Below are 23,779 nucleotides of genomic sequence, written 5' to 3'. Positions count from 1 at the left end.
CATGACTTGTTCCTTTTTATCCTCTAACCATCTAGCCAGTCAATATGCTGTCGTCGTATTAGGTTTGCTATTGATGGGTTGTAAACCCATTGATAAAAAGGACGTCACTGTGACTCAAAAAACAGAACCCGATTTAGCCTTCACCTGCGTGTATGAAAAAGACACATTGCCTCCCGTTGACGCTGAAGCCGATGTTTGGTTTAAACAAGCCCGTGAACTTGAAAAAGTCAATAAATATCAACGTGATTATGCACAAATTGGTGAGCTTTACCGTAAAGCTGCTGAGCGTAACCATCCTAAAGCGATGCTTAACTTAAGTAATTTAATTAGTTATGGCAAAGTCCCCCCAGTTGAAGGCAAAGGTCCTGCACAAGAGGTGTGGGACATTATTCAAAAAATGGCAAAATTAGACATCAGCTATGGTTATTACCAAATGGGACACTACCTCGATACAGGCTATGGAGTCGTCGCTGATCGTACTAAAGCGTTAGCTTATTTTCGTCAAGCCGCAGATTTAGGTAGCCCTGAGGCTCAATTTGTCATTGGTGATATCTTCCTTTCAAAAAGGCTAGACAATATGCAAGACAATCCAGCTTTTTTCCCTGAAATTGGCAAAAAAATGCTAGATTGTGCCGTACAGCAACAACATGGAAAGGCTGCATATTATTTAGCAACATATTATTTAGATGTAGATAAGGAGTTCGACAATGGAATGAAATATCATCAGTTAGCTGTAAGAAATGGTTATCGAGCATCAGCTTCGGCATTAGCTGAAGGTTTTAAGCCTAACGTAAAGGAAAACTCGATGTATTATATTCCTATTAAACCAGATCTCGATCGCTCCGCCCGTTATGAATCAATAGTCAAAGAAATGGATGCTTCTGACGAAACCGCCAAGTTCCCCGATATCGATAAAATCGTACCCCTCCCCCCTGCTGAACTCCCTGAGTGGGATGGCACGTTTGAGTATAAAAAACAACAGAATAATCATCAATAAAAGGAGTTTAATATGCGCGCGCTTGTTCGTTTAGGAGACAAAACAACTCATGGTGGTGAAGTGATTTCAGCATCAGGCTCTGTCATGTATGGCAAAGCCATTGCTTTAGTAGGGGACAAAGTCAATTGCCCCAAAAAAGGTCACGGCGTTAATGCGATTTTACCCGGCTCAACGCGTATTATGATATTAGGTCGTCAGGCGGCACTGAATGGCTTTCAAACCGAATGTGGTTGTACCCTTATCGCAAGCTTATCATCGTCGGGTGAACAGTCATGATGAGCTGGAAAATACCTTCCTTAAAAAATCCACCAGCTCCCAAAGCCCCTCGGTTGGCGCTTTGGGTATTCATTATGGTGCTTATCGGTGCAATCGGATTTGGTCTGAGTCTTTATTTATCCACAAATGAAATGTTATCGCCAACGACCAGCAATACAATGCTGATGATTGTGTTCGTTATTTGTCCTGCGTTTCTGGTGGGCTTTATCCGATTCTTTATTTATTCACTGGCATCTTATCGCCATCAGCAGTTTACCAATATGTTAGAGGATGCTCACCAAGAATGGCGCTATTGGGCGGGCAAGCACCTTGGGATACTCACGCATACACGATTAACTCACGTTGATGAAGATAAAGAAAGTGTTTCTTTATCTTCATTGCCAACCAATAAAGACAATATACTGACACTAAATGCCTTGAAATCGCTTGCTTCATGGGAAAAACAAGAAACGGTGATACAAAAATTGCTTGCACCAATTGCCGAGTATTACCATCAGCATTCTCTCACTCAGCCAATTACCCTATATTGGCAAGCTGAAGATAATGAGGCTAATTGGCAGGAACTTATTAAACAGGAAGCCGAACGCTTATCATTGACGCTTGAGTCTGTTGAAGTGTTGCCACACAAGTCACTTAGTGAATGGCTATTGGCACTATACGAAAATCCCTTTGAACCCAAGTTGTACGCTATTTTAGCTTTTCAGCTAGACGCAACGGCGAGTGAGGAAGCTGCTAGTTTATTACTTGCCCCTCAAGGTATCTATGAACGGTTACGCGCGCCTATTCAAGCAAAATTCCTACGCCCAATTTCGACGGATATAGACTCTTTTTCTGAAGCATTAAAAGTGCAATGTGAATTCCAATATTCAGGGGAACAATTAGATAAAATTTGGCATAGTAGCGTGAAGGATAATGATAAAGGAAAATGTATCAAAAATTATGCGCTACAAAATGTGTCTCGTTTATCAGAACACCTTTATGACATTGATACACTTTTAGGCAAAGGCAGTGTAGCACGTCATGTCGTGGTGCTGTCGTTAGTGTGTGAATACCCACATTATAACCTTATTACTCACCAAAATGAGTCGCAACTGTTATTACAGCAAATTCAAGTTTAAAGATTAATTATCAGCATACTATTAGATTAAACAAGATTAACAGGTAATTTAGTGATTATAATCCATTAATTTTAAAAACTATTATTCTAGGTTATTTTCACTAAAAATGAGAGGTGTAATGAAAATATTACTGGTTTTAATCTTTATTGTTATAGGTATATTTAATGGTTTTATAGCACTTATTGCACCAGGAATTTCTGCGAGTGGCTCTGGATGTGGGAAAAGTTGTATGGAAAATATATCATCATTAGAAATCACAAGCTTGATATTCTTCCTGCTTGCATTAATTACAGCTTTCTTTCCTTCCGAAGGAAACATAAAAAATATTATTTCAAAAATAAAAATATATCTAAGTAGAATAAAAAATGGAGTTTTATTATTCACATTTCTTAAATTCCAATTTACAAAAAACAAGCATACGCATAAAAAATAAATAAGTCAGCTAGAACGATAAATTAATTTTCACTCCCATTCATTAACGGCATGAATAGGAGATACAAATAATGATTAAATCATCGCGATGCCAGTAAATCAAAGTCTCAAATCTGAATTATCAACGACGAAATCATCAATTTCTAATTTTTCCATTATTTTGGGTAAAACTTGATGGATCAAACGTATTCCTATCAGTATTTCATTCATATAAATATCAGGATGAATACGATTGTTATTAAAACCAAGGCTTTCAGCCTCTGCCTCACAACCTAACTCATTATGATCTTTATTCACTAAATTTAGTAGTTCAGCTCTCAAAGGTATACCTGCTTGAAATGCCTTATTTTTAACGATATTGATCCAATTTGTATAATCATTGTTCGTTTGAAAAATAAATTCACGAAGTTTTGGTGCAAAAGAGATATCGATATCCACCTTAGTGGCAGCTAGAGACAATAATTCAGATTCTATGTTAACTGCATCGGTATTATAAAGCTCTAATGAATCATTCATCATTAAATCATAAATATAAGCCACATAAAATCCATATACATCATTCCATGCATTAAATATTTTTTTGATTATAATCGTATATTGATTATCATCAAGCAAGTCATCAATTTCTTCATATTTTTCGGCATCATCAAAATCTATGTCTAGCTCTTTAGGAAATTGATCTGGTATTTTAGCTCCCATGCTAACAAAGAGCTGCATAACCTCATAAGCTAAAAGCTCAGTTTCCTCAAATAGTGGTGCTGTTACATATCCAGTTTCTACATTTTCCTGAGCTAAATCAGCCATAAATGAAATAAGTTTTTGCCATTTTTTTGCATTATCTACGCTGCCAACTAATAAAATAAATGAAGGATTTAGATCTCCAATTCCTAATTTTTGTCTAATAAGTCCCTCCATGTCCTGAGACATATACTCACCTTTCTTCCATTTACTGATTTGTGTTGATGATACATTTAAATTGTTTGCCAAGTCCTTTTGGGTACATGAAAGTAGTTTTAAAGCTAATGCAATTAAATCGTCGCTGAACATAAAACACCCATTATTTAGTAAATTTTAAATTTAATTTACTAAATTCTAATTGCAGGTGCAAGCAACCACAGTGAAGTTAGTTAAACAGATTTAAGATGATGAATTAAATAGCACTATTAGAGGAAATCTGAATTATTGTAGATTTGGCGGAAGATCACAGGAGTCGAACCTGCCCGGGACTGCTGGCAGCCCCAACTGGATTTGAAATCCAGCCGCCTCACCGGAGACGACGATCTTCCTTTCTGTAGAAGCTCGATTATAGCCCGAATAGTCTGTTTTCCAAAGCTTAGTGAATAAAATAGTCACATTTATTGATAAATATTAAGCACAAAAAACGCTATCGTGTATTGAGGTTTTCATTTCCGCCCCCATATAATTTTACATATTCACAGTGGCGTGCTGCTTTCGTTAAGCTGAGGGTCAGCCGTTTAACTTATTGTCACTACAGTAAGCCTTGGCCTACGAGCGCAAGCCTGCTATCACAGGATGTTTATATGACAAACCCATTATTAACCGATTCTGTACTACCTCATTTTGCTAAAATTGAACCTGAGCATGTGTTTCCTGCGGTTCAACAAGTTCTGACTGAATATCGTCAAACTGTCGAAAATATCCTGTCAGCTAACAATCAATACACTTGGGATAACCTATGTCAGCCTCTTGAAGAAGCAAGCGATAAACTTTCCCGTGTGTGGTCACCCGTTGGGCACCTTCATTCTGTTAAAAATAGCCCAGAGCTACGTGAAGCTTATGAAAAATGTCTACCGCTGCTCTCTGAGTTTAGTACTTGGATGGGCCAACATGAGCCGCTATATCAGGCATATAAATCACTGAAAGACAGTGCTCATTTCGCTTCACTCAGCCAACCCCAGAAAAAATCAATTGAAAATACCCTACGCGATTTTGAGTTATCGGGTATTGGTCTGCCGCCTGAGAAACAACAACGCTATGGCGAAATCGTGGCACGTTTGTCAGAAATTGCCTCTAAATTCAGCAACAATGTCCTTGATGCGACAATGGGTTGGACAAAATTAATTAAAGATCAAAACGAACTGGCTGGTATGCCGGAAAGCGCTATTGCCGCAGCAAAAGCGATGGCGGAGTCCAAGGGCGAAGAAGGCTATTTACTCACCCTAGATATGCCAAGTTATTTGCCAGTGATGACTTATGCTGATAACGCGGAATTACGCCGTGAAATGAGTTATGCCTACAGCACTCGCGCATCAGATCAAGGCCCAAATGCGGGAAAATGGGATAACAGTGAACTTATCGATGAGTTGATGGCACTACGTCATGAACTTGCGCAATTACTTGGTTTTAAAAACTTTGCTGAAAAATCACTCGCAACGAAAATGGCTGAATCGCCAGAACAAGTATTGGATTTCTTAACGAATTTGGCTGATCGAGCACATCAACAAGGTAAAAATGAATTAGCAGAATTAACGGCATTCGCTAAAGAACATTATGGTGTTGAGAAGCTGGAATCTTGGGATCTCGCTTATTACAGTGAAAAACAGAAACAATACAAATTCTCTCTCAGTGATGAGCAACTGCGCCCCTATTTCCCTGAACAACGTGTGATTGAAGGCTTATTTGAAGTCGTTCATCGTATTTATGGGTTAACCGCCAAAGAGCGCAAAGACGTTGAAACATGGCATCCCGATGTGCGTTTCTTCGAACTGTATGATGATACCCATACCCTGCGCGGTAGCTTCTACCTAGACCTCTATGCACGTGAACACAAACGTGGCGGGGCATGGATGGATGATTGTGCAGGAAGAATGGTTCACAAAGATGGCTCATTGCAAAATCCTGTTGCTTATTTAACTTGTAACTTTAATAAACCACTTGGCGATAAACCTGCTCTGTTTACCCATGATGAAGTGATCACCCTATTCCATGAATTTGGTCATGGTTTGCATCATATGATGACAAAAATCGATGTGGCTGACGTTGCGGGTATTAACGGTGTGCCATGGGATGCAGTGGAACTGCCTAGTCAGTTTATGGAAAACTGGTGCTGGGAACCTGAAGCGCTAGAGTTTATTTCTGGGCATTATGAAACAGGTGAACCATTACCACGTGAAATGCTCGACAGCATGTTAGCTGCCAAAAACTATCAATCGGCAATGTTTGTACTACGCCAGTTAGAATTTGGCTTGTTTGATTTCCGTTTACACGCTGAATATGACCCTGCGAAAGGCGCGCAAGTCATGCCAACCCTTTACGCGGTCAAAGAAAAAGTTGCGGTTGTACCATCACCTGAGTGGAGCCGTTTCCCACATGCCTTTAGCCATATTTTTGCTGGAGGTTATGCGGCGGGTTATTACAGCTACCTATGGGCCGATGTATTAGCAGCCGATGCTTATTCACGCTTCGCAGAAGAAGGTATTTTTAACCGAGAAACAGGGCAATCATTCCTCGATAATATTCTGAGCCGTGGTGGCTCAGAGGAGCCAATGGTACTGTTTGAGCGTTTCCGCGGTCGTAAACCTGAATTAGATGCGATGTTGAAGAGCTATGGTATCGATGGCTGATCACATCAAGATCCAGTTGATCTGTGAAGAGGGCGCCGACCAAGGCACCCTTTCTCAACTTGCGGATAAATGGCAACTTGCTCATTGCGCTGATGCCGTTATGGCGCTCGTTCTCACGCCTGAAAATTTGCAACTACGCAAATTAGATGAACCCAAACTGGGTGGAATTTTTGTCGATTTTGTTTCTGGTGCCATGGCCCATCGACGTAAGTTTGGTGGAGGGCGTGGTGAAGCGGTAGCAAAAGCGGTTGGCATCAAAAAAGACTATTTGCCCAATGTCATTGATGCAACGGCTGGGCTTGGCCGAGATGCTTTTGTGCTCGCTGCACTAGGCTGCCATGTAAAAATGTTTGAACGCCATCCTGTGGTTGCTGCGCTTTTGGACGATGGACTGCAACGTGGCTATCAAGACAGTGAGATTGGAGAATGGCTACAACAACGCATGTCACTGATCCATGCCTCGAGTATTACTGCACTAACAGATATCACAACATCCCCCGATGTGGTTTATCTCGATCCGATGTACCCTCATCGGCAAAAGAGTGCATTAGTCAAAAAGGAAATGCGGGTTTTTCAATCATTAGTCGGTGCTGATGAGGATGCTGACGCTTTACTTGCTCCCGCTTTAGCCTTAGCTAAACGTCGTGTCGTGGTGAAGCGACCTGATTATGCTGAGCCTCTTGCTGGTCAAAAAGCCCCTTCCGCGGTCATAACCAAAAATCATCGATTCGATATTTATCCCTGTATTAAAACATAACGACGAAGGGCGTATATTACTGTTATCTCCGCCCTTTCGAGTATGTTTAAACTAAATAATTACAAAATACCCTGTGCGAGCATTGCATCTGCGACTTTAACAAAGCCCGCAATGTTTGCGCCTTGCACTTGCGCCTTGCATATAATTAGTTTGTTTGGCTTCACCACCGAACTCGACGCAGTGGTTATGGATATCTAACATAATATGATGCAAACGCGCATCAACTTTCTCAGCTTTCCAACCCATACGAGCCGCATTTTGCGCCATTTCTAAACCTGACGTTGCAACACCACCGGTGTTCGCCGCTTTACCTAGCGCAAACAATACACCCGCTTCCAGGAAAAGCTCTGTAGCTGGGATGGTTGTTGGCATATTTGCCCCTTTAGCAACGGCTTTCACACCATTTTTGATGATATGTCAAAAAGTTTAACGCGACACTTATCACAATTTTGCAACATCCATTAGACAACGCAAACTTGGGTATGGTAGAGATAATAACCATACCCAGTTTATTAAACTTAGTTAATTTACACCCAGCTAACTTTAATAAACTGACTGACAGATTAATTTTCCGATTAAAATCATCTAATAAGAAAATTACCTATCAGTATGAAAAAGAAGTCATCAAATACCGATTAGGTTTTCTATTTTTCTAAGCCGAAAAGAAAAACAGAAAACCACAGGGTCAGTGAACTGAAAGCCCTCAGAGATCAAAACGGTCTCTGAGGGCTTTTTTTATTTTTTATAAAGGAAATATTATGTCTAAACAACGCCGTTTATCCAAAATTTTTGCAAAAGATGGTAAGTCCGTCACACTGGCACTCGACGGTTATTTTTTCTCCACCAAAACTGCTGGCATCGATAACACTATCAAGAAAATGCCTGAACTGGCTGCTAACGGTTTAGATTGCGCCTTAATCACTTATGGTATGGCAAGAAACTATGCAGATGCCTTTAATGATGTTTCAATCGTGCTACGTGTTGATTCTACGGTAAATGTGTATGACAACAGCGTGCCTGATACCCAACAAGTTTTTGGTGCCGAAGAAGCACTGAAAATGGGTGCTGATGGCATGGTATGCATGACCTTCCCGGGCGCATTTAATGAAGAGAAAACTCACGCTATGACGGCAAGACTGGTCAAACAAGCTGAGCAATGGAATATGCCATTTATCGTTGAATCACTGCCATACGGCTATGCAGTCACGAGCCCTGAATCCAATGAAGCCAAAGTGATTGCTGACTCTGCGCGTATTGCGGTTGAGTTAGGGGCAGATATCATCAAAACACGTTTTTCTGGCACACCAGACGACTATTTGATTGTCGAAGCATCAATGGTACCGGTTTTAGCACTCGGTGGACCAAAAACCGATACACTGAGTTATTTCAAATTTGTTGAACACTGTATGAAGATGGGAGCCAAAGGCGTTGCTGTCGGCCGTAACATCACTCAAGACCCTAACCCTGTCGCGATGGTGGCTGGCCTTAACGCTATCATCCATCTCGGTGCATCACCTGAAGAGGCATTTGCGCTCTATCAAAATAAAAATTAGGAATTATTAGCATGAATTTAAATAACACCATCATCCCATCGGTTCGCAACTATAAATATTTCGAGCGCGCACTTGCTAGCCACTCTGAATATATCTTATTGCCGGACGCCGATATCGGCAATTTACAGTCGATGATTGGGAAATGCCATAAAGCGGGAAAAAAGGTGTTAGTCCATTTGGAGTTATTAGGTGGATTTAAACCTGACCAAGCTGGCGTCACCGTATTAAAGAATTTTTATAAGGTGGATGGTGTTATTTCATCAAATTTTACCGCCCTACGTTACGCAAAAAAAGAAGGGTTAGACACCATCTTTCGCGTATTACTCGTTGATTCACGCTCACTAGAACAGGCCAGTAATATGGTCAAAAACTATTCCGTGGATGTCGATGCCATCGAGTTATTACCTGCTGAATATGCTTGTACCTGTTTTGATTTATTAAAACGCAGTTTTAACCAAGCCAATACGCAATTTATTGCAGGTGGCTTTGTTAAACGAAAATACTTAGTTGAAAAGATTTTTTATACCGGTTTTAACGGCATTACCACCAGTGAACATACATTGTGGTAATTAAAGTTTGAGTTGTAAACCCTACGCCAACACCATTACAACTCAAATAATTAAAATAATGATAAACCCAAAATATACGCTCTACAGCGATTCAACATAAAACAATAGAGCTGTTGTATGAAATATCTGTGGTGTAACAGCCACCCAAAATAGTTCGTGCTACAGCTAGGCGGTAAATGAGGATATCCCAGGGAGCATACATAAGTATGTGACTCAGGTAGCCAAATACAGCCAGCGACGCTGTGGTGCGAAATATGAAGGGTTAGAGGAGTTCCATGAAAAAATATATCTTAGGAATTGATAATGGCGGCACTGTGACCAAGGCTGCTATCTATAACCTCGAAGGCCAAGTACTGGCTATTGCGTCCAATACCACTCGGATGATCACCCCAAAACCCTTTTTTACTGAAAGGGATATTGAGGAGTTATGGCAATCTAATTTACTCGTTATCAAAGAGGTACTTAAAAAATCAGTTATTGATGCTGCCGATATTATTGGCATCTCAGTAACCGGTCATGGCAATGGTCTCTATTTAGTTGATGAGCAGGGAAAACCCACTCGTAATGGCATTATTTCAACAGATAATCGTGCAAAAAAATATGTTGAACAATGGTATCAATCACCTAAATTCGAAAGTGAAATTCTACCTAAAACCATGCAATCGATTTGGGCAGGCCAACCTGTCGCCCTACTCACTTGGCTGCAAGATAATGAACCTGAAACACTAGAAAAGGCGCGTTACATCTTTATGGTGAAAGATCTGATCCGCTTTTATTTGACGGGTGAAGCCACACAAGAGCTGACCGACATCTCAGGTACTAACTTGATTAACGTACGCGATCGTTGCTACGACAATGAACTACTCGCTTTTTGGGGTGGGCTATCGTGGAAAGATAAACTACCGCCAATCAAGCTATCAACTGATTGTTGTGGCCGTATCACAGAAGAAATCGCTGCACTGACTGGCCTTAAAGCAGGCACGCCAGTTTCAGGTGGCATCTTTGATATTTCCGCTTCGTCATTGGCTTCAGGTATCAACCAAATCAACAAATTGGCGATTGTTGCAGGAACCTGGAGCATCAACGAATACGTCACCGACAAACCGGTGGTTGATAAAGATTTGTTTATGACGTCGATTTACCCGATGGAAAATCGTTGGCAAATTACTGAAGCCAGCCCGACATCTGCCAGTAATTTAGAGTGGTTTATCACCCAATTTATGGCGGCAGATAAGCAGCTTGAAGAAGCCAAAGGCAGTTCAGTGTATGAACTGTGTAACCAATTAGTGGCTTCCACCACGCCAGATGAAAGCCAATTGATGTTCTTCCCGTTTGTTTTTGGTTCCAACACCATTCCAGATGCCACTGCCGGTTTTGTTGGTGTCACCAGTTTCCATCAACGCGCTCACTTCCTCCGTGCTATCTATGAAGGAGTTGCATTCAGTCACCTTTATCATGTCGAGCGGCTGCGCCGTATTAATCCACAGTTGAGCAATGTGATCCGCATCGCGGGCGGTATTACTCACTCACCCGTTTGGCTACAAATTTTTGCCGATATCTTCCAGAGCCAATTAGAAATCGTCGATGTGAAAGAGCACGGTACCCTTGGTGCCGCCATGACCGCAGCGGTGATGGAAGGCTATTTCCCCGATGTTTTTGCGGCTTGTGATGCGATGGTAAAAGTGTCTGAAGTGATCCATCCACAAACGGATAAACAAGCGGTTTATGCCAAAAAATACGCCATGTACAAACGCATGTTAGATGATATGCAACCGACATGGAAATCACATAACCCCCAGCAAACCATTGATGCTTAAATAAGGAGTTAGTTGATCATGGAACTCAATTTACACGGTAAAAATGCGCTGGTCACTGGTGGGGCGACTGGACTAGGACGTGAGCTGGTGCAATCGCTGGTAAAAGAAGGCGTTAACGTCTGCTTTACTTATCGTAGCCATCCAGAAGCCGCATTAGCGCTAGTTGAGGCGCTAAATGGTTTAGATGGGACTGAGGTAGTTGCTATCCGAACCAACTTAGGCGACAGCCAAGAGATTGATGCATTATTTGAGCAGGGGCTCACCCATTTCAAACAATTCGACATCCTGATTAATAATGCAGGTATTTGGCCGACAGGGATGGTCGCAGATATTACACTGGAAGAGTGGGATAACGTGATGAACATCAACCTAAAATCCGTTTTCCATTTAAGCCAATTATTTATCAATCAATGTTCAAATAAGCAAATCACTGGCTCAGTGCTCAACATTACCTCGCAAGCAGCGTTTCATGGTTCAACGACTGGTCACTCACACTACGCCGCCAGTAAAGCGGGCTTAGTCGCCTTTTCAATATCACTGGCGCGTGAGGTTGCCAAACAAGGCATTAATGTTAACAACATTGCAGTTGGCATTATGGATACTGAAATGATCCGCGGCAACCTAGAGAAAGACCCACAATATTATCTGAACCGAATTCCTGTTGGGCGTGTCGCCTCCCCTGCTGAAATCGCGGATATTGGGGTGTTCTTGGTTTCAGAAAAAGCCAGTTATATGACGGGAGCAACCATTGATGTGACTGGTGGGATGTTAATGCGCTAAGCCCATAGGGCAACAAAAAATTTTGGAGAACAACATGAAATGTCTGGCAATTGCGGATCTATTTATTGATAAACCAACCATGGAGGCTGGGCTAGAAAAGCTACGCCAACAAGGTTATGAGGTTATCGTTCGTCAGTGGGCACACCCTTCTATTGAAAAACTGCAAGAAGATAACTTGCAAGTTGAGCAACACGGTGCGGAAGCGGTGATTTTACCAGCGGATTTATATGCGGATTTACAAGATGTTGAGTTAGTGATCACCCAGTTCGCCCCTGTGAATAAAGCAGTAATCGATAAACTACCAAAACTGAAATATATCGGTGTATTGCGTGGTGGCATTGAAAATATCAATAAAGAATATGCCGAGAACAAAGGCATTAAGGTAATGAATACACCAGGGCGTAATGCACGCAGTGTGGCTGAATTTACGGTTGGTATGATGTTGGCTGAAACACGTAATATTGCACGTGCACATGATGCATTGAAGGATAAATATTGGCGTAAAGATTTCGTCAACGCGGATGTGATCCCAGAAATTGGTGGAAAAACCATTGGGTTAGTTGGCTTTGGCCATATTGCTCAACTGGTGGCTAAATTCCTTAAAGGCTTTGATACCAACGTCATATTTTACGATAAATACGTTGACGCTGTTGACGGTTACACCAAAGTTGATTCACTTGAAGATTTGGTTAAAGTTGCCGACATTATTTCGCTACACGCACGTTTATCCCCAGAAACACAAAACTTGATCAACGAAAAACACTTTAAATTAATGAAACCCACCGCCGTAATAGTGAATACCGCGCGTTCAGGTTTAATTAATGAGCGTGATTTGCTGCAAGCACTCAAAGAAAAACGCATTATGGGTGCCGCTATCGATACCTTTGATGATGAACCATTAAAAGAGGAGAGCGAATTTTATTTATTAGACAATGTGACCATCACACCGCATATGGCAGGTAGTACTTTAGATGCATTCAGCAATACGCCAAAACTATTTGCTGAGATATTTTTAAAACAACAAAAATAATTAATTTAACGAAAAGAACATCGGCAAAAAATATAAAAAATAAACGATAGGGTGAAACCTGTCAGGGCCACCCTATACCCTACAAAAACAACCTTATGTATTTTGAGTAATTATAAACCACAACTTATTTCACTATCAGGCTTATTTTTTTATTCAATACGCAGTAGGTAAATACTCTAAATAGTTCGCGTTGTGGCTAGGCGACAAGCAAACGAGTCGCTAGGGCATACATAAGTATGTAACTAGGGTTCGTAAATGAAGATAGTAACGCCACCGCGCGAAATATGACGAGCATATAAATACTCTAAATAGTTCGCGTTGTGGCTAGGCGACAAGCAAACGAGTCGCTAGGGCATACAAAAGTATGTGACTAGGGTTCGTAAATGAAGATAGTAACGCCACCGCGCGAAATATGACGAGCATATAAATACTCTAAATAGTTCGCGTTGTGGCTAGGCGACAAGCAAACGAGTCGCTAGGGCATACAAAAGTATGTGACTAGGGTTCGTAAATGAAGATAGTAACGCCACCGCGCGAAATATGACGAGCATATAAATACTCTAAATAGTTCGTGTTGTGGCTAGGCGGCGATTGAGCGGATCCCTAGGAGCATACAAAAGTATGTGACTAGGGTTCGTGAATGAAGCCAACAACGCCACCGCGCGAAATATGACGAGCATATAAATACTCTAAATAGTTCGTGTTGTGGCTAGGCGGCGATTGAGCGGATCCCTAGGAGCATACAAAAGTATGTGACTAGGGTTCGTGAATGAAGCCAACAACGCCACAGCGCGAAATATGACGAGTATTGGGAGAAAGACATGGATATAATCAACAACATCATCGGGCTGGGCGCATCGGTTATGATGCCAATAATATTTTTCATTATTGCATTATGTTTTGGCGTTCGCGTAGGCACCGCTTTTAAAGCGGGTATGTTAGTCGGCATCGGTTTTGTTGGTGTTGGCTTAGTCATCAACTTATTACTATCGAATTTAGGACCCGCCTCGCAATCGATGGTTGAAAAGATGGGTTTAAACCTTACCGTGGTTGATACGGGTTGGCCTACTGCCTCCACCATTGGCTGGGGCTCACCGATTATGGTGCCAGTTGTACTAGGCTTTATTGCGATCAACTTAGTGATGGTTTTATTTAAGCTCACAAAAACCATTAATATTGATATCTTTAACTATTGGATATTTTTATTAGTCGGTTCTGTAGTGTATGCGGGTACTGAAAGCTACTGGCTATCAATTGGTATCACTTATGTGATCTTTATTGCCACTTTGGTTGCGGCAGATATTACTGCACCTTATCTACAACGTAATTATAATTTACAAGGCATTTCCTTCCCTCATCTGACTTGTATTATGTATGTACCGTTTGGCATCGTGACAAACTATATTATCGAGAAAATTCCAGGGTTAAATAAAATTAACCTCGAACCCGAAACGATTAATAAAAAATTCGGTGTATTCGGTGAACCATTAACATTAGGCTTTATTTTAGGTTTGGTATTAGCATTGATGGCAGGCTATCCTATCAGTGAATCTGTTGCACTCGCCGTGACCGTGTCTGCGGCAATGTTACTCCTGCCTAAAATGATCGAAATTTTAGTCCAAGGTCTGTTAATTGTTCGCGATGCCGTTGAAGCAAAATTGAAAAAGAAATTCCCTAACCGTGATTTCTATATTGGCATGGATACTGCACTGTTAATTGGTGAGCCTTCCGTGTTGGCAACTGGGCTATTACTGATCCCAATGGCGATTGTGTTAGCTTTCGTTCTACCGGGCAACAAAGTATTACCTTTCGTTGACCTTGCTTCATTGATGTTTTTATTAGCTATGGTGACACCATTCTGTAAGCGTAATATGTTTAGAATGTTTATCTGTGGCACATTAGTCCTAACATCCATTTACTATGTGGGAACCGATATTTCCACGGAATATACGCAAGCTGCGGTGAATTCGAATATCCCAGTACCAGAAGGGATTTCAGAAATGACCAATATCGTGGGTGGAGCAACCACACCTGCGGGCTGGGCAGCAGTAAAAATTGGCGAATTAATCGCTAAGTAATCCTCAATTAACAGCTAACTATAACTTCTCTTAGTTAGCTGTTTTATTTCAAATACTCACCAGCGCTACGGGTAACCAATTTCCCTTCTCTCTTCTTTATAAATACCCTCACTCACTACAGTTTTAGGCCGAGAGCATTCATAACGTGAAGTCTATAAAATTCATTTAATTTAAGTTAATCCTAATAACTATTAAAATATTTTAAATAATGACAGGTGGAAAAATAGGCATTCGAAACCTCTACCAATAGATATTTTAAGTAGTTGTCAACGTATAGCATTTTTTCACCCTTACTCGTCCGATATTAATCACAAGAAAAAATTATCTATATCCCGAAAAGTGCTTACAGAAAACAAGAACAACCAATTACCTTGGCTTTGTGATAAATACCGAGAGCAATATAAAATGCCTAAAACAACCGCATTTATTCTTTACCTTGGTGAGTTTGATAAAAATCTAAGTAATTCGCTCATTCAAGATATTGTCGGTTCAGAAACAGGGCAAGCTAAAGAAGAGTGCGAACAACGTTTCAGTAATGAAGAAGTAACCATCTTTGCCATTGGAACCCACAAACTTTCTCAATCCAACAAATTGCGGATCACATCAATTCATGGGGCTGTCAGTTAGAAGTCATGAATAACCCGATTTGGATTGGTATTCTTTTATGGGTACACCGCCATTGTATTGAACCTATGTTCAGCCTTGCCAATAATAGGACTGACAATGACCGTATGACCCATGCGGATCCAAAGGACGGCATTCTCAGCCTCTCCATCAATGACAAGTTCAAAAACCATGAAGTTGTATCAAAGGGGAATACGGGTAATAAACAATACCGAGATAGCCACGGCAAAGGCCTATTCATGTTATTATCTCGCCTAATGCAGGAAAATATTACGCTACAATCTATTTATGTGATCACACCTTTTAATGCGGTTAAAACTGCATTAATCGAATTACTCAAGGAAACAGATCTACCAGCTATACAACAGCCCGTGGTTAAAATCACACCAGAAAAGGTCAACCATTGAGCCAAACATAAGATTGGCGCCGTGCATACCTTACAAGGTAAAGAAAATGATACCGTTATTTTTGTACTCGGTTGCAGTATCGGTGAATAGGGTGGCGCACAATGGGCAGCGAGTAAGCCCAACCTAGTTAATGTCGCTCTAACACGCGCCAAGAAATATATTTTTGTAATTGGTGATCCTGATGTATGGAGCCATCTACCAAGCTTTTCAGATGTCGCCAATACATTGCCAAAAGAAATAGGCACTTTGGAATAACTCATTAAATAGGCTCTAGAAGCTCATCGTATTATGGTGAGCTTCTAACCAAGTCATCACGTTAAACGGCTAAATCAAATATAAAGTAATACTCATTGATATGCTTAATTAGCTAACACTACAGAAAATCACTCTCGATTTAAAAAGTACTGTTTAATAGTATGCCGCAGCCATTGATGTGCCGGATCCCTGTCTAACCGTGGGTGCCATGCTTGAACAATAAACACCGATTCCAATTCAAGCGGCAAGTCGATCTCTACCAGCGGAAAGCTTAGCGGACTTCATTGCTTATCCCAACCCTCTTTTCCCTGTTGGGACACAATTTGATTATTGTAATACGGGCTATTTTCAAACCATTACAAATAGATAATACCTTTATAGTGGGATCGTACCCCGTCCACACCACAATTGCTCGTGGGTACCGTGAAAACAATGCATGTGGCTATCAATTAAGTGAAAGTCTTTGGACTCAAACCGGTGATAGTGCTGTTCATTCAAATGTTTTAGATTCAATGAAATGGGGTGAAAATGACACCAGTGGTAAAGTCGGAGGCAAAGCACTAGTCGAGAAAATGCTTCAGGCATTACCGGCTAGAAATAGGATAGGTAAAGCCATTGAACACCATCAGAAATATGCTTATGGCATTATTATTTCACAACACTTCGGCATCACACATTTCGAGCATTCAGGAGGCTGGGCTGGCTGGGCTACCTATTTTTTACGTTTACCTGATTTAGGCTTAACTGTTGCTGTTTTGGCAAATATTGAAGATTTCGACACGCAAAAGATGGCTTATGAGATTACCGATATCATTTTGACTCAATCTACGGAATTCCATGACGACCATGATTAATAATGAGTGCAGTGGTCAACAAAAATTGCTCCCGCTTTAGCCTTAGCTAAACGTCGTGTCGTGGTGAAGCGACCTGATTATGCTGAGCCCCTTGCTAGTCAAAAAGCCCCTTCCGCGGTCATAACCAAAAATCATCGATTCGATATTTATCCCTGTATTAAAACATAACGACGAAGGGCGTATATTACTGTTATCTCCGCCCTTTCGCGTATGTTTAAACTAAATAATTACAAAATACCCTGTGCGAGCATTGCATCTGCGACTTTAACAAAGCCCGCAATGTTTGCACCTTGTACATAGTTAGTTTGTTTTGCCTCACCACCAAACTCGACACAGTGATTGTGGATATCCAGCATAATATGGTGTAAACGCGCGTCCACTTTTTCGGCTTTCCATCCCATACGAGCCGCATTTTGCGCCATTTCTAAACCTGACGTTGCAACACCACCGGCATTCGCCGCTTTACCTGGCGCAAACAATACACCCGCTTCAAGGAAAAGCTCTGTAGCTGGGATGGTTGTTGGCATATTTGCCCCTTCAGCAACGGCTTTAACACCATTTTTGATTAGTAGCTCTGCCGCTTCAAGATCTAACTCATTTTGAGTCGCACACGGTAGAGCAATATCAACAGGTACACACCATGGTTGCTTACCAGCCAAATAAGTTAAACCAAACTCTTTTGCATAGGCCTCAACACGACCATAGCTATTTTTGATTTCTTCTAAACGAGCAAGCTTTTCTGGTGTAAAGCCAGCTTCATCGACCACCGTACCGTTTGAGTCAGAAGCAGTAACAACTTTTGCTCCCAGTTCCATGCACTTTTCAATGGTATATTGAGCGACGTTACCAGAACCCGATACCGCAACACGCATTCCTTCAAAACCTAACCCATGACGTTTTAGCATCGCATTTGTGAAATAGACAAGGCCGTAACCGGTTGCTTCTGGGCGAATTAAGCTTCCACCGAAAGAAAGTCCCTTGCCAGTAAAGACACATGAGGTGTCATTAGAAAGCTTTTTCATCATGCCTGCCATAAAGCCAACTTCACGGCCACCAACACCGATATCACCAGCAGGTACGTCAGTATCCGCCCCTAAATGGCGATATAATTCGGTCATTAATGATTGGCAGAAACGCATGACTTCACCATAACTTTTTCCTTTTGGATCAAAGTCAGAACCTCCCTTACCTCCCCCCATTGGCAATGTCGTCAATGCATTTTTCAATGTTTGTTCAAAGCCAAGAAATTTTAGAATGGAGAGGTTAACTGAAGGGTGAAAACGCATACCGCCTTTGAATGGGCCGATTGCAGAGCTATATTGCACACGCCAAGCTCTATTTACCTGTACTTTGCCTTGATCATCCACCCAACAGACACGGAATTGGATCACTCTTTCCGGTTCTACGAAACGTTCAAGTAGTGCTTGCTCACGATATTTAGGGTTATTTTCTAAGAATGGCCAAAGCGAGGTAAACACTTCACGGACAGCTTGTAGGAATTCAGGTTGCTGAGGATCTCTTTTTTGTACAGACTCCAGAAATGATGATAATGAACTCATCGGCGCCTTCCTTTTTAAATTTTTTGTTGTGATATTCCTCACTCTTTCTTGTGATAATTTTTTAGGAAATGTGAGGTTGATGTGCATTTGCTTATTGAATATATCATTAGTTTGTATTCAAGTTTCAAGCTTTTTTTTTACTCTAACGCAAAAAAATTTCTTGACCCTACAATAGTTAACTTAATTTAAATTTTTTTTAGCAAAAAAAACGCCTGCATAAGCAAGCGTTTTTAGCGAATAATTTTTCATTTTTAACTGAATCGATTATTCTTCATCGTCATTCAGTGGCACAATCAACATATCAACATGAACTGTATTGATCAACTGGCGAGCCGAAGACATCAACTTACTCCAGAAATCTTGGTGATGACCACACACGACTAAGTCCATATCGTATTTTTTGATTGCATCAACCAAAACTTGGCCTAAATCACCGCTACCGCTCAATGTTTCTTGGATCTCATAACCTGCACCAGCAGAAAGATCTTTTAAAGCGTTACGAGTCTCGTCCGTAATACGTTGCTGCATGTCGCCCAAATTCACATCGATTAAACCGGTGTAAAGATCTGAGTAATTCACATCAACATGGATCATGGATACTTTAGCCCCGTAAGGTTTTGCCATTGATACGGCTTTATCCAGTAATACTTTACTTTCAGGTGATAAATCTACCGCTACGAGAATATGTTTGTACGCCATAAAGTCAACTCCTTCCGAATGCTGATTTTGTGATAAGTTAAGAGCCTATGCGAGTTTAGCCTCTTAACTCACCAATCGCTTATAAATACTATACCCGCATACTATGGCACATGAGTGTCGTTTTGATCACATCTGTGCAGATTAGACGCGTTAATCTTTCATCACATAATATTTTAGAAAACAATAACATCATCTATCCAATATTAATATATAAACAAGAATGATGTGTGATATTTTTCAATATAAACAAGTAATAACTAAATTCTTAGCCATTCATCCTAACATTACGCTTTTCCACCCAATTTCACTTTCTTTTTCACTCAAATAGCAATAAAGATCGCTCAAAAATACTTCTATTTGTACTTTTTTTAGTCCGCGCATTATCCTACAATGGATAATAAATTGGTTTACACTGTGTTTGCTTTATTTCCTTTGTAACAACAGCGCAAGCTGATATACCTAAGGAGGTGAGTATGTTCAGTATGGTTGCCTTGTTTTGGGCCTTATGCATCTTATGTATCATCAATATGATACGCTATTTTTCTTCTATTCGCGTTTTGCTTTATATCCTACGCGATACTGATCCCTTACTTTATCAGTCCGTTGATGGCAATGGGTTTTTCACCACTCATGGTCAATTAAACAAGCAATTAAAGCTCGTTCGTTATATCAACAATAAACACTATCTCGACCATTTTGACCCTGAAGTTATATTGCGATGCGATAGGATTCGTAAGCAATTTTTACAGATCAGTCAACTTAGCATCTTAGTCGCTGTCAGTTTAATTTATCTGCTTTTCTTTGCCGCGTAACAGCCAAGCAAAACTCACTAATTACCCAACATTTTTTAAAGCAAAAAAATAGTGATGAACTTATTAGCTCATCACTATTATCGTTATTCATTTTGTCAGCTATACAGTAGAAAACGCTTACTCTGTACTAAATGATCATCAATGCAATCCAGTATAATCCACCGGACAAGCCGATAGAAACAGGTAGTGTCAATAACCATGCCAAAGCAATGCTCTTAATTGTTTTGCTCTGTACACCACCGCCATCAACGACCATGGTTCCAGCCACTGCCGAAGATAGAACTTGGGTGGTAGAAACAGGCATTCCCGTATAACTTGCAACACCGATTGAAACCGCGGCGGTAACCTGTGCGGACACACCTTGTGCATAGGTCATGCCTTTCTTACCGATTTTTTCACCAATCGTCACAGCAACACGTTTCCAGCCAAACATTGTTCCGATAGACAGCGCTAACGCAACGGAAATGATGATCCACAATGGTGCATATTCAACGGTATACAATAGGTCATTGCTTAGCTTTTTCAGTAAACTAGCATCTTGTGAGCTGGTTTCTGGCAGCTTAGCAACGGCATTCGCTGTATCTGAGATACACATGAGTAAACGGCGCATATGGTTGCGCTGCTCTGGTGTTAACTCATCGTAGCTTTGAATACCATTCAGCAATTGTTGTGCTTGATTTAGAACGATAGGTGTACGTGAGCTATCGCAATGGAACTCTTCACCAATCTCATCAGTACCCGTAACCGTCGGCGTATTTTCAATCGCATGGTTTAAGGCTGGTTTATGTGTCTCATAGTATTGTTGTAAATGTACAACGGCATCATGAGTTCTTGCGATCTCATAACCACTTGAGTTCATATTGACGACAAAGCCCGCGGGTGCAACACCAATCAATACCAGCATGATAAGACCGATGCCTTTTTGCCCATCGTTTGCACCATGAGAGAAACTCACGCCAACTGCTGATAGGATCAATGCAGTACGCGTCCAAAATGGTGGCTTGCGCTTACCATCTTTTTTCTCACGTTCTGCTGGTGTTAAGTGAATACGGCGACGCTTTTTGGTTCCACTCCAATAACGGCGCAAAACAAAAATCATCAATCCAGCGATCACAAAACCAATAGCAGGAGAAAGGATAAGGGACATGAAAATACTGATCATTTTAGGTATATTCAACGCATCTACGATGGATGAATCAGTCACGATTGCGTTGGTTAAACCAACACCAATGATCGCCCCAATCAATGTATGAGAACTTGATGCGGGGATACCAAAATACCAGGTTCCAAGGTTCCAGATAATTGCAGCCAGTAGCAATGAAAAGACCATTGCGAGGCCGTGAGCTGAGCTCACATTAAGCAAAAGGTCTGTCGGCAGCAAGTGAACAATCGCATACGCAACGCTCAAACCTCCGAGCAGAACACCAAAAAAGTTAAATACACCCGCCATAACAACCGCAAATTGCGCTCGCATTGCACGGGTATAGATAACCGTTGCTACCGCATTCGCGGTATCATGGAAGCCATTTATTGCCTCATAGAACAGCACAAATAACAGTGCCAGTACTAACAATAGGCCTGTGTAAAATTCCAAACCTGTAAAAAGATGTAGCATAGACGTTAAGCCATTTTATGTTGGTCATGAACGCGGCGCATTATCAGTGACAAACGCTAGCGGTGGAAGCAAAATCTAACCTTTTTTTGATTTCGCTACTGTGAAAAAAAGTACAACATGGTCATTACCCTATATTTATCAGTATATTACACAATTTGTTTTTATTCTGATTTTTTTAAACTTTTTCGTTAGAATTTCACCCAAATTAGAGTGAATTCATCTTTTTTGGCGAATATCTAACAACCTACTGATTTTTTAGATGCGCCATAAATCGATTTTTAGCGCAAGCTAAAGGCTTAATCATAAGCAACAAAGTAAGCCCAAAAGTTCAGCAGAACCTAATTATAATATGTATTCAAGACTTTTCATTAGTTGTTGTATAACGAGCCACATGATAACCATTGAAATATAATTTGATACGATCACTTACTGCGTAAACGTGTTTAACATCAACTAGATAGAGAATTTTGTATTGTGAAAAATTATGACGTCATTATCCTTGGTGCAGGTGCTGCGGGACTGTTTTGTGCATCATTAGCAGGAAAACGAGGGCTAAATACACTTGTATTGGATAACGGAAAGAAACTCGGTAGAAAAATTCTCATGTCAGGTGGCGGGCGTTGTAACTTTACCAATATTTATGCCGATCACAGCAATTACCTATCCGCAAATCCTCACTTTTGTAAGTCAGCACTTGCTCGCTATACACAGTGGGATTTTATTGCGTTAGTTAATAAATACAATATTCCCTATCACGAAAAAACACTCGGTCAGTTATTTTGTGACAATAGCGCACAAGATATTGTCGACATGTTAGAAGCTGAGTGCCGTTCACCCAATATCACCGTAAAATTACGCAGCGAAGTAACCCATGTTGAGAAAACCGATGATGGTTTTATTGTTACTGCAAACGGAAATGAAGTAAGTACACACTCACTTGTTGTGGCGACAGGGGGGCTGTCGATGCCAGGCCTTGGAGCAACACCATTTGGCTATCGACTCGCTGAGCAATTCGGTCACCCTATTTTACCGACTCGTGCTGCCCTCGTTCCTTTTACGCTACATAAGCCGCTATTAGAAGCCTTACAAGTTCTCTCTGGGGTGTCAGTCGCCGCCACCGTGACCGCCGCTAACGGCACTCTGTTTAAAGAAAATATTCTATTCACCCATCGTGGACTATCTGGTCCTGCTATTTTGCAGATTTCAAGCTATTGGAACCCAGGTGAATATGTAAGTATTAACTTACTTCCTGAGCACGATCTCACCGACTATTTGAGTGAAGAGAAACAGAATCACCCAAACCAATCACTCAAAACAACGCTCAGTAAACTGTTACCTAAGCGATTAATTGAAGTCTTACAGGCTCAGGGGCAAATCCCTGATTGCGCACTGAAACAACTTAATCATCCACAAATCGAAGCATTGCATCATAATTTGCATCAATGGCAAGTCCAACCCAATGGTACCGAAGGTTATCGAACCGCAGAGGTGACTTTAGGTGGGGTGGATACACGGGAACTCTCATCGAAAACCATGGAATCCCTCAAAATAAAAGGGTTGTATTTTATTGGCGAAGTGGTCGATGTTACAGGTTGGCTCGGTGGCTACAATTTCCAATGGGCATGGAGCTCCGCGTCTGCTTGCGCTGAAAGCCTCCCCTTTAACGCAAAATAAACGAAATAGTAGACGCCCTACGATAAATTGTAGGGCGTTTCCCCATAATTCGACAAAGGCGATTTACGCTTTGCAGACGCATAATACCCTTACTCTTAGTGTGTCTCGTTCAAAAATCTCGTTTTAACAAAAAAATTTAATCCATTGAAAAATAATGGATATTTTTAATTTTTATAGAAATCATATAATTGCAGATTTTATTATAATTTATCTGATTTTGATTAAAAAAAACGCTTTACAAACGATAGTGATAACTATTATCATCAAATCACTTCCTCGACATAGCTTA

At 40.9% G+C, this 23,779-nt stretch carries 21 protein-coding genes, 1 tRNA gene and 2 pseudogenes; 18 read left to right on the top strand and 6 right to left on the bottom strand.

What is annotated here, in order from left to right; translation table 11 throughout:
* Position 1 precedes the first annotated feature (1 nt).
* From M1F03_RS00565 to M1F03_RS00550, 4 genes are all read left to right on the top strand, one after another.
* Positions 2-997, top strand: a complete 996-nt coding sequence (locus M1F03_RS00565; protein WP_318840048.1) for a DUF6396 domain-containing protein — start codon at positions 2-4, stop codon at positions 995-997.
* Between the two features lie 12 nt (positions 998-1,009).
* Positions 1,010-1,273 carry a PAAR domain-containing protein gene (locus tag M1F03_RS00560; RefSeq protein WP_249999589.1) on the top strand — a complete coding sequence of 88 codons (264 nt, stop codon included), beginning with the start codon at positions 1,010-1,012 and terminating at the stop codon, positions 1,271-1,273.
* Positions 1,270-2,391, top strand: a complete 1,122-nt coding sequence (locus M1F03_RS00555; RefSeq protein WP_251464841.1) for a hypothetical protein — start codon at positions 1,270-1,272, stop codon at positions 2,389-2,391. The genes M1F03_RS00560 and M1F03_RS00555 overlap by 4 nt, the downstream gene beginning before the upstream one ends.
* 118 nt (positions 2,392-2,509) lie before the next feature.
* Positions 2,510-2,824, top strand: a complete 315-nt coding sequence (locus M1F03_RS00550) for a hypothetical protein (RefSeq protein WP_249999585.1) — start codon at positions 2,510-2,512, stop codon at positions 2,822-2,824.
* Positions 2,825-2,922: 98 nt separating this feature from the next.
* Here M1F03_RS00550 and M1F03_RS00545 read toward each other — a convergent pair whose 3' ends face one another.
* Together M1F03_RS00545 and M1F03_RS00540 are read right to left on the bottom strand one after the other, a co-directional pair.
* Positions 2,923-3,870, bottom strand: coding sequence for an XRE family transcriptional regulator (locus tag M1F03_RS00545; protein ID WP_251464840.1), 948 nt, complete (start codon positions 3,868-3,870; stop codon positions 2,923-2,925).
* Between the two features lie 144 nt (positions 3,871-4,014).
* Positions 4,015-4,109, bottom strand: a tRNA-Sec gene (locus tag M1F03_RS00540).
* Positions 4,110-4,364: 255 nt separating this feature from the next.
* Between M1F03_RS00540 and prlC the strand changes: the two genes are divergently transcribed.
* Together prlC and rsmJ are read left to right on the top strand one after the other, a co-directional pair.
* Complete coding sequence (gene prlC / locus M1F03_RS00535; protein WP_154624688.1) at positions 4,365-6,407, top strand: oligopeptidase A; 2,043 nt, start codon at positions 4,365-4,367, stop codon at positions 6,405-6,407.
* The gene (rsmJ, locus tag M1F03_RS00530; protein WP_251464839.1) at positions 6,400-7,164 is read left to right on the top strand and encodes a 16S rRNA (guanine(1516)-N(2))-methyltransferase RsmJ; all 765 of its coding nucleotides are present in this window, start codon (positions 6,400-6,402) and stop codon (positions 7,162-7,164) included. The genes prlC and rsmJ overlap by 8 nt, the downstream gene beginning before the upstream one ends.
* Before the next feature lie 59 nt (positions 7,165-7,223).
* Here the strand turns inward: rsmJ and M1F03_RS00525 are convergent.
* Positions 7,224-7,578, bottom strand: a pseudogene (locus M1F03_RS00525) (glutamate dehydrogenase); the annotation flags it as partial.
* Positions 7,579-7,922: 344 nt separating this feature from the next.
* On the opposite strand from M1F03_RS00525, the gene M1F03_RS00520 reads away from it, so the two are divergent.
* The 10 genes and pseudogenes from M1F03_RS00520 to M1F03_RS00475 form a co-directional block, all read left to right on the top strand.
* Positions 7,923-8,717 (top strand): class I fructose-bisphosphate aldolase, encoded by a 795-nt coding sequence (locus tag M1F03_RS00520; RefSeq protein WP_004916010.1) that lies wholly within the window; start codon positions 7,923-7,925, stop codon positions 8,715-8,717.
* Positions 8,718-8,728: 11 nt separating this feature from the next.
* Entirely contained in the window at positions 8,729-9,286 is a 558-nt protein-coding gene (locus M1F03_RS00515; protein WP_004916012.1) for a glycerol-3-phosphate responsive antiterminator, read from the top strand.
* Positions 9,287-9,561: 275 nt separating this feature from the next.
* Positions 9,562-11,103, top strand: a complete 1,542-nt coding sequence (locus M1F03_RS00510; protein WP_251464838.1) for an FGGY-family carbohydrate kinase — start codon at positions 9,562-9,564, stop codon at positions 11,101-11,103.
* 18 nt (positions 11,104-11,121) lie between these two features.
* A complete protein-coding gene (locus M1F03_RS00505; RefSeq protein WP_163860480.1) occupies positions 11,122-11,883 on the top strand; it encodes an SDR family NAD(P)-dependent oxidoreductase in 762 nt (253 codons plus the stop codon).
* A 34-nt stretch (positions 11,884-11,917) separates the two neighbouring features.
* A complete protein-coding gene (locus tag M1F03_RS00500; RefSeq protein WP_060561511.1) occupies positions 11,918-12,913 on the top strand; it encodes a 2-hydroxyacid dehydrogenase in 996 nt (331 codons plus the stop codon).
* 821 nt (positions 12,914-13,734) lie between these two features.
* Entirely contained in the window at positions 13,735-14,991 is a 1,257-nt protein-coding gene (locus tag M1F03_RS00495) for a PTS galactitol transporter subunit IIC (protein ID WP_154624588.1), read from the top strand.
* A 405-nt stretch (positions 14,992-15,396) separates the two neighbouring features.
* Positions 15,397-15,618: a hypothetical protein gene (locus tag M1F03_RS00490; RefSeq protein ID WP_251464837.1), complete on the top strand. Its 222-nt coding sequence runs from the start codon at positions 15,397-15,399 to the stop codon at positions 15,616-15,618.
* A 5-nt stretch (positions 15,619-15,623) separates the two neighbouring features.
* Positions 15,624-16,022: a hypothetical protein gene (locus M1F03_RS00485; protein WP_251464836.1), complete on the top strand. Its 399-nt coding sequence runs from the start codon at positions 15,624-15,626 to the stop codon at positions 16,020-16,022.
* Between the two features lie 578 nt (positions 16,023-16,600).
* On the top strand, positions 16,601-17,131 hold the full coding sequence (locus M1F03_RS00480) for a serine hydrolase (RefSeq protein ID WP_251464835.1): 531 nt from the start codon (positions 16,601-16,603) through the stop codon (positions 17,129-17,131).
* Between the two features lie 24 nt (positions 17,132-17,155).
* Positions 17,156-17,299, top strand: a pseudogene (locus tag M1F03_RS00475) (class I SAM-dependent methyltransferase); the annotation flags it as partial.
* Between the two features lie 59 nt (positions 17,300-17,358).
* Here M1F03_RS00475 and gdhA read toward each other — a convergent pair.
* Both gdhA and uspA read right to left on the bottom strand, forming a co-directional pair.
* The gene (gene gdhA, locus M1F03_RS00470) at positions 17,359-18,690 is read right to left on the bottom strand and encodes an NADP-specific glutamate dehydrogenase (protein ID WP_154624239.1); all 1,332 of its coding nucleotides are present in this window, start codon (positions 18,688-18,690) and stop codon (positions 17,359-17,361) included.
* Positions 18,691-18,954: 264 nt separating this feature from the next.
* Positions 18,955-19,389, bottom strand: coding sequence for a universal stress protein UspA (uspA, locus tag M1F03_RS00465; RefSeq protein WP_047756456.1), 435 nt, complete (start codon positions 19,387-19,389; stop codon positions 18,955-18,957).
* A 473-nt stretch (positions 19,390-19,862) separates the two neighbouring features.
* Between uspA and uspB the strand changes: the two genes are divergently transcribed.
* Positions 19,863-20,201 (top strand): universal stress protein UspB, encoded by a 339-nt coding sequence (uspB, locus tag M1F03_RS00460; RefSeq protein WP_154623236.1) that lies wholly within the window; start codon positions 19,863-19,865, stop codon positions 20,199-20,201.
* 127 nt (positions 20,202-20,328) lie between these two features.
* Here uspB and pitA read toward each other — a convergent pair whose 3' ends face one another.
* Positions 20,329-21,816 (bottom strand): inorganic phosphate transporter PitA, encoded by a 1,488-nt coding sequence (pitA, locus tag M1F03_RS00455; protein ID WP_154623235.1) that lies wholly within the window; start codon positions 21,814-21,816, stop codon positions 20,329-20,331.
* Positions 21,817-22,290: 474 nt separating this feature from the next.
* Here pitA and M1F03_RS00450 point away from each other — a divergent pair, with 474 nt between their 5' ends.
* Entirely contained in the window at positions 22,291-23,490 is a 1,200-nt protein-coding gene (locus M1F03_RS00450) for an NAD(P)/FAD-dependent oxidoreductase (RefSeq protein ID WP_196713936.1), read from the top strand.
* Positions 23,491-23,779: the final 289 nt, after the last annotated feature.

The organism is Providencia sp. PROV080, from assembly GCF_033688105.1.
Lineage (GTDB): Bacteria > Pseudomonadota > Gammaproteobacteria > Enterobacterales > Enterobacteriaceae > Providencia > Providencia zhejiangensis.
This window is presented reverse-complemented; position numbering and strand designations above follow the sequence as displayed.